This window comes from Intrasporangium sp., assembly GCF_051961875.1.
Lineage (GTDB): Bacteria > Actinomycetota > Actinomycetes > Actinomycetales > Dermatophilaceae > Intrasporangium_A.
In genome coordinates, this window is sequence record NZ_JBQCCV010000178.1 from 1 (window position 1) to 12,215 (window position 12,215).

At 71.5% G+C, this 12,215-nt stretch carries 10 protein-coding genes and 1 rRNA gene; all 11 read right to left on the reverse strand.

Annotated elements, in window-relative coordinates:
* Nucleotides 1-180 (reverse strand): 16S ribosomal RNA (locus tag ACTHJJ_RS10490); the annotation flags it as partial.
* Between the two features lie 549 nt (nucleotides 181-729).
* Entirely contained in the window at nucleotides 730-1,989 is a 1,260-nt protein-coding gene (gene tyrS / locus ACTHJJ_RS10495) for a tyrosine--tRNA ligase (protein ID WP_440302887.1), read from the reverse strand.
* Between the two features lie 124 nt (nucleotides 1,990-2,113).
* Nucleotides 2,114-2,761, reverse strand: a complete 648-nt coding sequence (locus tag ACTHJJ_RS10500) for a DNA-3-methyladenine glycosylase (protein ID WP_440302888.1) — start codon at nucleotides 2,759-2,761, stop codon at nucleotides 2,114-2,116.
* A gap of 2 nt (nucleotides 2,762-2,763) precedes the next feature.
* Nucleotides 2,764-4,188: an argininosuccinate lyase gene (gene argH / locus ACTHJJ_RS10505; RefSeq protein WP_440302889.1), complete on the reverse strand. Its 1,425-nt coding sequence runs from the start codon at nucleotides 4,186-4,188 to the stop codon at nucleotides 2,764-2,766.
* Between the two features lie 20 nt (nucleotides 4,189-4,208).
* Nucleotides 4,209-4,691 carry an arginine repressor gene (argR, locus tag ACTHJJ_RS10510; RefSeq protein WP_440302890.1) on the reverse strand — a complete coding sequence of 161 codons (483 nt, stop codon included), beginning with the start codon at nucleotides 4,689-4,691 and terminating at the stop codon, nucleotides 4,209-4,211.
* Complete coding sequence (locus ACTHJJ_RS10515; RefSeq protein WP_440302891.1) at nucleotides 4,688-5,869, reverse strand: acetylornithine transaminase; 1,182 nt, start codon at nucleotides 5,867-5,869, stop codon at nucleotides 4,688-4,690. The genes argR and ACTHJJ_RS10515 overlap by 4 nt, the downstream gene beginning before the upstream one ends.
* Entirely contained in the window at nucleotides 5,866-6,840 is a 975-nt protein-coding gene (argB, locus tag ACTHJJ_RS10520) for an acetylglutamate kinase (RefSeq protein WP_440302892.1), read from the reverse strand. Before argB ends, ACTHJJ_RS10515 begins: the two co-directional genes overlap by 4 nt.
* Nucleotides 6,837-8,018, reverse strand: coding sequence for a bifunctional glutamate N-acetyltransferase/amino-acid acetyltransferase ArgJ (gene argJ / locus ACTHJJ_RS10525; protein WP_440302893.1), 1,182 nt, complete (start codon nucleotides 8,016-8,018; stop codon nucleotides 6,837-6,839). The genes argB and argJ overlap by 4 nt, the downstream gene beginning before the upstream one ends.
* A complete protein-coding gene (argC, locus tag ACTHJJ_RS10530; protein WP_440302894.1) occupies nucleotides 8,015-9,058 on the reverse strand; it encodes an N-acetyl-gamma-glutamyl-phosphate reductase in 1,044 nt (347 codons plus the stop codon). The genes argJ and argC overlap by 4 nt, the downstream gene beginning before the upstream one ends.
* 107 nt (nucleotides 9,059-9,165) lie before the next feature.
* Entirely contained in the window at nucleotides 9,166-11,724 is a 2,559-nt protein-coding gene (gene pheT, locus ACTHJJ_RS10535; RefSeq protein ID WP_440302895.1) for a phenylalanine--tRNA ligase subunit beta, read from the reverse strand.
* Nucleotides 11,725-11,728: 4 nt separating this feature from the next.
* Nucleotides 11,729-12,215, reverse strand: a 487-nt coding sequence (locus ACTHJJ_RS10540) for a tRNA ligase subunit PheS family protein (RefSeq protein WP_440302896.1), incomplete at its 5' end; no start/stop codon positions are given.

Here is a 12,215-nt window from a genome sequence, read left to right on the forward strand (position 1 = left end):
GTCATATCCGGTATTAGCCCCGGTTTCCCGGAGTTATCCCAGAGTCAGGGGCAGGTTACTCACGTGTTACTCACCCGTTCGCCACTAATCCACGCAGCAAGCTGCGCTTCATCGTTCGACTTGCATGTGTTAAGCACGCCGCCAGCGTTCGTCCTGAGCCAGGATCAAACTCTCCGTTGAAGTAAAAAACCCACGAAGGGCACAATCACTGGCAGAAGTAAACAACTAGCATAAAGCTGTTATTCTCCAACCAAAGAAATCATCGCTACGAGACACCCCCAGCCCACCACAACGGCAGACCAGAAACACCCCGCGACGAGGTAAACTTGGCATCGATTTTTGACACGCTGTTGAGTTCTCAAGAATCGGACACACACCATCAACCAGAACCACATTCCGGCCTCCGGGGCAACCCTTCAAACTTACCCGCCTCAAGCTTGGGAGTCAAACTCGTGACCCGCTCTCAGAGCGACCGAACTTGACCCGCTTGGTTCAGCGGAACCCACTTCGGGGCCGGGATGTTCCCGTACCTTCCGAACTGGGTGTCTGCCCCGGGACCGGCCTACTTCGCGGTGCGATCTCTCGCTCCGCCTTGGCGTCCGTTCCTCCCTGTCGGGCTGACATCGAGAACATTAGCGGGCCCTCTCGCCGATTGCCAAATCGGGGCCCGCTACGGACGTAGAAGGCACCGGACTCGCTTCACACGAAAGGGAGTCCGGCGCCTTCAGGTCACGCCAGACGGGCTGCGGCCAGGTTCTTGCGGCCCCGCTTGAGCACGGCGACCGCGCCGTGGAGGAAGTCGTCCTCGCCGAGCACGGCCTCGGCGTCCGTCACCTTCACGTTGTTGACCGACGCGCCCCCCTCCGCGATGACGCGGCGGGCAGCATTGCGCGAGTCGACCAGACCGGTGACGACGAGGGCCTCGACGACGGAGGACCCGGCCGGGACCGTGGCGCCGGCCAGCTCGGCGGTCGCGTCGCGCAGAGTGACCTCATCGAGGTCCGCGAGCTCGCCCTTGCCGAAGAGCGCTTCGCTCGCCGCCTGCACGGCCCGGGTCGCCTCGGCTCCGTGGACCAGTGTCGTGACGTCCGCGGCCAGGGTGCGTTGCGCTGTCCGCCGGAACGGCTCGTCCGCGACTTGCTTCTCGAGCTCGGCGATCTCGTCGCGGTCGCGGTCCGTCAGGGCCTTCAACATGCTCACCACGGAGGCGTCCTCGACGTTGAGGAAGTACTGGTAGAAGGCGTACGGGCTCGTCATGTCGGCAGACAGCCAGACCGCGTTGCCCTCGGACTTGCCGAACTTGCGCCCCTCCGAGTCGACGAGCAGCGGGGTGGCGAGGGCGTGGACGGTCGCCTGCTCGACCCGATGGACGAGGTCGACGCCCGCCGTGATGTTGCCCCACTGGTCGCTGCCGCCGATCTGCAGCACGCAGTCCCTGCTGCGGTACAGCTCGAGGTAGTCCAGGGCCTGCAGGATCTGGTAGCTGAACTCGGTGTACGAGATCCCCTGCTCGCTCTCCAGGCGGCGGGCCACAGCCTCCTTGCGGATCATCTGGTTGACCCTGAAGTGCTGGCCGATGTCACGCAGGAAGTCGAGAGCGCTCATCGGCGCGGTCCAGTCGAGGTTGTTGACCAGCTCGGCCGCGTTGTCGCCCTCGAAGTCGAGCAGGGGCCCCACGAGCCGCTGGATCCGCTCGACCGACCGGCCGATCGTGTCCTTGTCCTGGAGGACCCGCTCGGCGTCCGGCTTCGGGTCACCGATGAGTCCGGTGGACCCACCGACGAGGCAGATGACGTGGTGGCCGGCGGCCTGCATGCGCCTCAGCACGGACAGCTGGACGAAGTTGCCGAAGTGCAGCGAGGGAGCGCTGGGGTCAAAACCGCAATAGACGGTGACCGGTCCCTTCGCGAGTGCCTCGCGCAGCGCCGCCTCGTCGGTGGTCTGCGCCACCAGGCCGCGCCACTGCAGCTCGTCGAAGATGTCCGTCACGGTGTCCGTTCCTCTCGTTCGGGCGGGTCGTTCCCGCAGGGACAGCCTGCCCTACCCGCCCCGAGGGCCACCAATGCGTTCCATGCGCCGGTCCTCAGCGGTCCCCAGCCATGCTCAGCGGTCCTCACCGGGAACGGGCGCGCGTGCGCACCACCCCGGGCCGGTAGGTCGAGACGGTCGGCTCGCCGTCGATCCAGAACCGCCAGGGGAACCGCTCGGCGTCGCCACCCGGTCCGCTCACCCCGACCCGTGGACCGGTCCGCACCGCGGAACGGTCGACCTCGCACTGGGGTCGGGAGACGACGAGGTCCACCGGGTCGCCGAGGGGCGGGCGGCAGAAGTCTCGTCCCGTCTCGTCCCGCCCGAGGGCGAGTGTTTGGCCCAGCCGGCCCGGCCCGCGGCACCAGTCCCGCTCCCGAGCATTGCCGCGGCGTTCGCGCGCGACGTCGAACCCGTCGATGACCTCGGCGCCGCGCAACAGGACGGCCTCCGCCGACCCCTCGTGCCCGCAGACGAGGTTGGCGCACCAGTGGTTTCCGTAGGTGAAGTAGACGTAGAGGAAGCCCGCCGGCCCGAACATCACCTGGGTGCGCGGCGTCGGGCCACGGTAGGCATGCGAGCCCGGGTCGACCATGCCCGCATAGGCCTCGACCTCGGTCAGCCGCACCGTCACGCCGGCGTGGCTGACCCGGCAGCCCAGCAGGTCCGGGGCGACCTCGAGCACGGGACGTGCGAAGAAGTCGCGGGGCAGCCGTTCGCAGTCGGGCTCCACCGTCAGGCGTCTCCCCCGGCCCAGGACCGGGCCGTCACCAGCTGCTCCTGGGCGGCGCCGAGCTGTTCGGCCACCCGGGCGGGCGCGGTGCCCCCGACGGCGTCCCGCGACGCCAGGGAGCCCTCGACCGAGAGCACCGACCGTACGTCCGGCCCGAGGTGCTCGCTCACCGCCGCGAAGTCGTCGTCGGTGAGGTCCCAGAGCTCGATGCCGCGCTCCTCGCAGAGCCGCACGCAGGCGCCGGCCACCTCGTGGGCGACCCGGAACGGCACGTGCTGGCGGACGAGCCACTCCGCGATGTCGGTCGCGAGCGCGAAGCCCTGGGGTGCGAGCGACTCGAGCCGCTCGGTGTTGAAGGTCAGTGTGGCGACCATTCCGGAGAAGGCCGGTAGGAGCACCTCGAGCGTGTCGACCGCGTCGAACACCGGCTCCTTGTCCTCCTGCAGGTCGCGGTTGGACGCGAGCGGTAGCGCCTTGAGTGTCGTGAGCAGGCCGGCGAGGTCACCAACGAGTCGACCCGCCTTGCCCCGGGCGAGCTCGGCGACGTCGGGGTTCTTCTTCTGCGGCATGATGCTCGACCCGGTCGAGTAGGCGTCGTCGAGCGTGACGAAGGAGAACTCCTTGGTGGCCCAGAGGACGACCTCCTCGGCGATCCGGGAGATGTCCACGGCCGTCATCGCGCAGACGAAGGCGAACTCCGCCACGAAGTCGCGCGAGGCGGTGCCGTCGATCGAGTTCTGCACCGCTCGGGAGAAGCCGAGGTCGGCGGCGACCGCCTCGGGGTCCAGCCCGAGCGACGACCCGGCCAGCGCCCCGGACCCGTAGGGAGAGGCGTCGGTACGCGCATCCCAGTCCCGCAACCGGTCCACGTCCCGCAGCAGGGCCCACGCGTGGGCGAGCAGGTGGTGCGACAGCAGGACCGGCTGCGCGTGCTGGAGGTGCGTGCGCCCGGGCATGGCGACGCCGAGGTGCCGGTCCGCCTGCTGCACCAGGGCCTCGACGACGTCGAGGACGAGCGAGGCCACGACACGGGCGTGTTCGCGCAGGTACATCCGGAACAGCGTCGCCACCTGGTCGTTCCGGGACCGACCGGCACGCAGTCGCCCACCGAGCACGGGCCCGACGCGCTCGATGAGCCCACGCTCCAGCGCGGTGTGGACGTCCTCGTCGTCCTCGTCGGGGGTGAAGTCGCCGGACCGGACGTCCTCCTCGAGCCGGTCGAGGCCAGCCAGCATCCCGCTCAGCTCGTCCTGCGAGAGGAGGTGCGCGGCATACAGCACCTTGGCGTGCGCGCGGGAGCCGGCGATGTCCTGCGGGGCGAGCCGCCAGTCGAAGTGGGTGCTCTTGGACAGCGCGGCGAGTGCGCGGTCGGGCCCCCCGGCGAACCGTCCGCCCCAGAGGCTCACTCGCTCGGTCTGCTCAGTCATGGGTGGCATTCTCCTCGGTCTCAGTCGCGCGTCCCGAGCAGGGACTGCAGCTGGGTGGCGACGCTCTCGGCGGCGGTGTCGTCGGTGGCGACGAGCAGGATCGTGTCGTCGCCCGCGATGGTGCCGATGACCTGCGGGTCGCGGGTGAGGTCGATCGTCGAGGCGAGGTAGTTCGCGGCACCGGGCGGTGTCTTCAGCACGATGAGGTTGCGCGCGCACGCGACGGAGACGAGCAGCTCGTCGCAGACGCGGCGCAGACGCGCGTTCGAGGCGTCGAGCCGACCCGAGCCGACCACGTCACCGCCCTCACCCGGCACGGCATAGACGAGCGCCCGGCCGCGGCGGACCTTGACGGCCCCGATCTCGACAAGGTCGCGCGAGAGCGTCGCCTGGGTCACCTCGGTGCCCTCGGCGGCGAGCAGGTCGGACAGCTCGCCCTGGCTGCGGACCTCGTGGGCGTCGAGCAGCTCGGCGATGCGGTGCTGGCGCTGGGTGCGGCTCATGCCCGGCTCCCGGCCGTCTCGAGGATCCCCGGCAGCGCGCTGAGGAAGCCGCCGAGCTCGTCCTCGCTGAGGATGAGCGGTGGGGCGAGGCGCAGGGCGGTGGGGGTGACGGCGTTGACGATGAAGCCGGCCTCCCGTGCCGCGGTCATCGCCAGAGGGGCCGGTATGCCGCTCAGCTCGATCGCGCGGAGCAGGCCGCGTCCGCGCGTGGCCGAGACCCCGTCGAGCCGCAGATCGTCCAGGAGCGAGCCGACACGCGTGGCGTTGTCGAGCAGGTGGTCCCGCTCGATGGTGTCGAGGACGGCGAGGGCGGCCGCGCAGGCGAGCGGGTTGCCGCCGAAGGTCGTGCCGTGCTGGCCCGCCGTGAGCAGGCCGGTCGTCGCAGGGCCGTAGGTGACGAGCGCACCGATCGGCACGCCTCCCCCGAGCCCCTTGGCCAGGGTCATCGCGTCCGGCCGGATCCCCGCGGCGGTGTGGGCGAACCAGTCACCGGTCCGTCCGACGCCCGTCTGGATCTCGTCGACGACGAGGAGCGCACCGTGGCGGTGGGTCAGCTCCCGGGCGAGGCGCAGGTAGTCGGCCGCCACCTCCCGGACGCCGGCCTCTCCCTGGATCGGTTCGATGAAGACCGCTGCGGTCTCGTCGTTGACCGCGCGGGCAAGGGCGTCGGCGTCGCCGGGTGGCACGAAGTGCACGTCGGGGATGAGCGGCTCGAAGGGCTCGCGGTAGGCCGCCTTGTGGGTCAGGGCCAGGGCTCCGGTGGTGCGCCCGTGGAAGGAGCCCTCCATCGCGATGATCCGGCGGCGGCCGGTCCGGCGCGAGAGCTTGATCGCCGCCTCGGTGGCCTCGGCCCCGGAGTTGGCGAAGAAGACGCCGGACCCGGTCGGCGCGGCGGCGAGCCCGAGGAGGCGCTCGGCGAGCTGGACCGCCGGCTCGGAGGTGAAGAAGTTCGAGATGTGGATCGCGGCCTCGGCCTGCTTGCTCACGGCCTGGACGAGCGCGGGGTGGCCGTGGCCGAGCGCGTTGACGGCGATGCCGGAGAGGAGGTCGAGGTAGCGGTTGCCGTCGACGTCGGTGACCCAGCACCCGTGTCCGGACGCCAGCACGATCTGTGGCGCACCGAAGACGGGCACCATGGAGCTGGCGTAGCGGCCGAGCAGCTCTGATCCCTTGCTCATGAGGCCTCCTCGGGTGCCTCGGGCACCTCGGTCGTGTCGGGCAGCACCATGGTGCCGATCCCCTCGTCGGTGAAGATCTCGAGCAGGATCGAGTGCGGCGTGCGGCCGTCGACGACGTGGGCCTGCGGCACGCCCCCCTCGACGGCCCGAATGCACGCCTCGAGCTTGGGCACCATGCCGGCGTCGACCCGCGCCATCAGGTGTCTCGCCTCGCTCGCTTGCAGGGTGGAGAGGAGCGAGCCCCGGTCCGGCCAGTCCGCATAGATGCCCTCGACGTCGGTGAGCACGACGAGCTTCTCGGCGGCCAGGGCGGTGGCGAGGGCCGCGGCCGCGGTGTCGGCGTTGACGTTGAGGACCTGTCCCTCGACGTCGAGGTCCGGCGCGACCGTCGAGACGACGGGGACCCGCCCTGCAGCAAGGATGTCGAGGACCGCCGACGGGTTGACGCTCTCGACGTCGCCGACGAGGCCGATGTCGACGAGCTCGCCGTCGACGACCGTCCCTCGGCGGCGCGCCCCGAAGAGGCCCGCGTCCTCGCCGGAGAGCCCGACGGCGATCGGGCCGTGGTGGTTGAGCAGGCCGACCAGCTCGCGACCGACCTGGCCGGTGAGGACCATCCGGACGACGTCCATGACCTCGGGGGTCGTGACGCGCAGCCCGCCCTTGAACTCGCTCTCGAGGCCCAACCGGGCGAGCATGGCCTTGATCTGGGGGCCGCCGCCATGGACGACGACCGGCCGCAGACCGGCATAGCGCAGGAACGCGATGTCCTTGGCGAACGCCGCCTTCAGGGTGTCGTCGATCATGGCGTTGCCGCCGTACTTGACCACGACCAGGGCACCCCGGAAGCGCTCGAGCCAGGGCAGCGCCTCGACGAGCGTGGCCGCCTTGCCGGCCGCGACACGGATCGCCGCGGCGTCGATGAGGCCACGCAGATTGGGTGCCGGGTGGGAGACCTTGCTGTTCGTCATGTGCTGTAGGCCGAGTTCTCGTGGACGTAGTCGTGGGTGAGGTCGTTCGTCCAGACCGTCGCGGTCCGGTCCCCGGCGTGCAGGTCGACGAGGACGTGGACCACGCGACCGCGCAGGTCGACGAGTGAGCGGTCGTCCCCGACGCCGCCTCCGCGGCATACCTGCACGTCGTTGATCGACACGTCGAGCGCGTGCGGGTCGAAGGCGGCTCGGGTCGTGCCGACCGCCGCGAGCACCCGCCCCCAGTTGGGGTCGTTGCCGAAGATGGCGCACTTGAAGAGGTTGTTGCGCGCGACCGCCCGGGCGACCTCGAGGGCGTCCTCGAGGCTCGCCGCCGAGCGGACCTCTATGGCGATGTCGTGCGCGGCCCCCTCCGCGTCACCGATCAGCTGCCGGGCGAGGTCGCCGCTCACTGCGGTGAGGGCCGTCGTGAGGTCGTCCCTGCGGACGTGGACCCCCGATGCGCCGGAAGCCAGCACGACCACCGTGTCGTTGGTCGACATGCAGCCGTCGGAGTCGATCCGGTCGAAGGTGGCCGACGTAGCGGACCGGAGCGCCGCGTCGAGGTCGGCGGGATCGACCACCGCGTCGGTCGTGAGCACGACCAGCATCGTCGCGAGGGACGGCGCGAGCATGCCGGCGCCCTTGGCCATGCCCGAGAGGCTCCAGCCGTCGCCCGCGTGGGCCGCGACCTTGTGGACCGTGTCGGTGGTCTTGATGGCGACAGCCGCGGCCTCGTGGCCGTCCGGGCTCAGGGCCGCGGCGGCTGCGTCGACTCCGGCCAGGACCTTGTCCATCGGCAGCAGCTCGCCGATCAGGCCGGTCGAGCAGACGACGACGTCGCCCGCCGAGATGCCCAGCGCCTCGGCGACGTGCTCTGCGGTGCGGTGCGTGTCCTGGAAGCCCTGCGCGCCGGTGCAGGCGTTCGCACCGCCGGAGTTGAGCACCACGGCGTCGACGCGACGGTCGGAGAGGACCTGACGGGACCACGTGACCGGGGCTGCCTCGACCCGGTTGCCGGTGAACACGGCCGCGGCGTGGTGGTCGGGGCCGTCGTTGACGACGAGCGCGAGGTCCGGGCGGCCGCTCGGCTTCAGGCCGGCCGTGACGCCGGCGGCCCGGAAGCCCCGGGGCAGCCGGACGGGTTCCACCGCGCCGCCGACCTGCGGGGCGGTCACGGCGCGACTCCCGCCACGGGCAGGCCGCTCGTCTCGTCGAGCCCGAGCGCCAGGTTGGCGCACTGGACGGCGGCACCCGCGGTGCCCTTCGTGAGGTTGTCGATGGCGGAGACCACGATGAGGCGCCCGGCGTGCTCGTCGACGGCGAGCTGCAGCAGGACGTGGTTGCTGCCCACGACATCGGCTGTCCGCGGCCACACGCCCTCCGGCAGCACGTGGACGAAGGGCTCGTCCGCGTAGGCCTGTGCCCAGGCGGCGCGGACCGCCGTGGGCTCGACGCCGGCGGCCAGCCGCGCGGTCGACGTCGCACGGATGCCCCGCGCCATCGGCGCGAGGGTCGGGGTGAAGGAGACGGTGACGGGTCGGCCGGCGGCCCGGGAGAGGTTCTGCTCGATCTCCGGGGAGTGGCGGTGGCCGCCACCGACGCCGTACGGCGACATCGAGCCCATCACCTCGCTGCCGAGCAGGTGCGACTTGAGGCCCTTGCCGGCGCCCGAGGTGCCCGAGGCTGCGACGACGACGATGTCGTCGGGCTCGATGAGGCCCGTCGCGAGGCCGGGTGCGAGGGCGAGCGAGATGCCGGTCGGGTAGCAGCCCGGCACGGCGATCCGGCGGGCCCCGAGCAGGTTGGCCCGCTGGCGGCCGCCACCTGCGAGCGGGAGCTCGGGCAGGCCGTACGGCCAGGCGCCGGCGTGCGCCGTGTCGTAGAACCGGGCCCAGCTCTCGCTGGACTCGAGACGGAAGTCGGCGCCGCAGTCGATGACGACGGCGTCGTCGGGCAGCTCGGCGGCAAGGGCCGCGGAGTGGCCGTGCGGCAGGGCCAGGAAGACGACGTCATGGCCAGCGAGGGTCGCCGGTGTCGCGGCCTCGAGGACGCGGTCGCCGAGCGGCACGAGGTGGGGGTGGACGGTGCCGAGTCGCTCGCCGGCGTTGCTGCCGGCCGTCACGGCACCGATCTTGATCTCCGGGTGGGCGAGCAGGAGCCGGAGGATCTCGCCCCCGGCGTACCCGCTCGCTCCTGCTACCGCTGCCCTGGTCACGATGCATGACTATACACGTTCATGCATAGTTCTGCAGAAGGCCTATGCGAGACGCCCCCTGCACGGTCGGTGTGCCGCGGACCGGAGCGTCCCCTCGCCGAGGCGGGTCAGCGCTGGGTCGCGCCGACCGCCTCCGCGGCCGCCGAGACGGCGGCGTCGCGGAACCCGTTGACCTCCTCGGTCGTGAGGGTCCGGTCGGGCGCCCGGAAGGTAAGCCGGTAGGCGAGCGACTTGTGCCCGGCGCCGACCTGCTCCCCCTCGTAGACGTCGAAGAGGGTGACCACCTCGAGATCGGGCCCCGCACCCCGCCGCAGGGCGGCCTCGACGTCCGCCGCGGCGACGTCGCCCTCGACGAGGAGCGCGACATCGGTCATGGCGGGCGGGAACGTCGAGAACTGCGCGGCCTGGACCGGCAGCTCGCTCGCCGCGGTGAGGACGTCGACGTCGAACTCCGCCGCGACCGTTCGAGCCGGCAGGTCGAGGGCGGCGAGCACCTTCGGGTGCAGCTCCCCGGCCCAGCCCACGATCGTCCCGTCGGTGAGCGAGATCCGGGCGCACCGGCCCGGGTGCCACGGGGCCCGGCCCCGGTCGTTGGCGACGACGACCGGCACGGCCAGGGCCGCGGCCACCGACTCGACGGCGGCGACCGCGTCGCTCCAGTCGGCGGCACGACCCGGCCCCCACCAGCCGGCCTGCTCGGCGAGCCCGCTCGCCACGAGGGCGGCGTGGCGTGGCTGGTCGGGCACGGCGGCATACAGCCGCGCGAGGATGGCCTCATCCGGCCGCGACTGCACGGTGGGGATCGGCGCCTGGGCGACGGGTCCGTGCGGCTGGAACACGAGACCGAGCTCGTAGAGGGCGACGTCCTTGTGGCCCCGGGCGACGTTGCGCCGCAGCGCGTCGACGAGGCTCGACAGGACCGTCGTCCGCATGAGCGGGCGCTCCTCGGAGATCGGGTTGGCGAGGCGGACCGCGCGGCGCCGGTCGTCGTCCGCGGGCAGCATCAGCTCGTCCGCGAGGCCCTCGGCGACGAACGGGTAGGTCAGCACCTCGGTGTAGCCGGCCCCGGCGAGCGCGTCGGCGACGACCCGGCGGACATGCTGCCCGTGGGTCAGGCCGTGGCCCTCGCTGGGGGTCGGGATGACCGAGGGGATGGCGTTGTACCCGTCGATCCGGGCGACCTCCTCGGCGTAGTCCGGCCCGTCGGCCAGGTCGGGCCGCCACGACGGCGGGGTCACGAGCACGTGCGTCGCGTCGGTGCCCTCGCCGGTCTCGTCGACGGCGCAGCCGAGGACCCGGAGGATCCCGAGGACGCGGTCGCGCGAGTAGTCGACCCCGACGATGCGGGCCGGCTCGGTCACATCGAGGCGGTATGGCGTGGGCGGCGTCGTGCGGTCGACGTCCGTCACACCGTCGTCGACGGTGCCGCCGCCGTAGCGGACGAGCAGGTCGACGGCGAGCTGGGCCGCCGCGGGGGCCAGCTGCGGGTCGACGACGCGCTCGAAGCGCTTCGAGGCCTCCGTCACGAGCTTGTGCCGGCGGGACGACCGCGCCACCGTCGTCGGGTCGAAGTGCGCCGACTCGATGAGGACGCTCGTCGTCGAGTCGTCGACCTCCGACGAGGCGCCGCCCATGACGCCGGCGATCGCGAGCAGGTGCTCGCCGCCGTCGGTGATGAGCAGGTCCTCGGGGTCGAGGGTGCGCTCGACGTCGTCTAGGGTCGTCAGCCTCTCCCCCGCCCGGGCCCGCCGGACGACGATCGAGCCGGAGAGCTTGTCGACGTCGAAGGCGTGCAGCGGCTGGCCGACCGCGAGCATGACGTAGTTCGTCACGTCGACGGCGAGCGAGATCGGGCGCATCCCCATCTGGGTGAGGCGCCGCTGCATCCACTTCGGCGAGGGCCGGGTCGGGTCGATGCCGCGGATCGTCCGCGCGACGTAGCGGTCGCAGCCGACGTTGCCGTCGATCGGCCGCTCGTCCTCGACGACGACCCGGTAGCCGGCGTCGTTCGCGTCAGGCGTCTCGACGAGGGCCGGGTCGCGGTAGCCCCCGGCCGGGCTGCCCTGCGAGTGCCAGTACTCGCGGGCCAGGCCACGCACCGAGAAGCAGTAGCCCCGGTCGGGGGTGACGTTGGCCTCGATGGTCTCCTCGCCGAGGCCGAGCAGCGCGATGGCATCGTCGCCGGGCTTGACCCCGGCGACCTGCTCCTCGCCGAGCACGTCCCGCAGGACGATGATGCCGGCGTGGTCGTCGCCGAGGCCGATCTCGTCCTCGGCGCAGATCATGCCGTTCGACATCCGGCCGTAGGTCTTGCGCGCCGAGATCTCGAAGCCGCCGGGCAGCACCGCGCCCGGGAGCACGACGACGACGAGGTCACCGACCTCGAAGTTGGTGGCCCCGCAGACGATCTCCTGGTGCTTGCCCTCGGTGAGCATCTGGCCGTGCTGACCCACGTCGACGACGCAGTAGCGGATCGGCTTGCCGTTCTTCTGCACCTGCTCCTCGAGCTCGAGGACGCGGCCGACGACGAGCGGGCCGGTGATGTCACCGCCGTGGAGGTCCTCCTCCTCGATCCCGACCGAGACGAGCGCGGCAGCCACCTGGGCCCCGGTCACCCCCTCGGGGACGTCGGTGTACTCGGCGAGCCAGCTGAGCGGCATACGCATTTGTTCAGACCTCCATGCCGAACTGCTGGGAGAAGCGGACGTCACCCTCGACCATCTCGTGCATGCCCTGCACCCCGTGCCGCAGCATCAGGGCGCGCTCGATGCCGAGACCGAAGGCGAAGCCCGAGTAGACGTCGGGGTCGATGCCGCAGGCGGTGAGGACCTTGCGGTTGACCATGCCGGAGCCGCCCAGCTCGATCCAGCCGGAGCCGCCACACGTCCGGCACCCGTCGGGTCCCGGCTCGCCGTGGCTCGCGAAGCAGACGAAGTCGGTCTCCATCGACGGCTCCGTGAAGGGGAAGTACGACGCGCGCACCCGGGTGCGGGTGCCCTCACCGAACATGATCTGCACGAAGGCGTCGATCGCGCCGCGCAGGTGGGCCATCGTGAGGCCCTTGTCGATGGCGAGGCACTCGATCTGGTGGAAGACGGGGGTGTGGGTCGCGTCGAGGTCGTCGGTGCGGAACACCTTGCCGGGCGCGACGATGTAG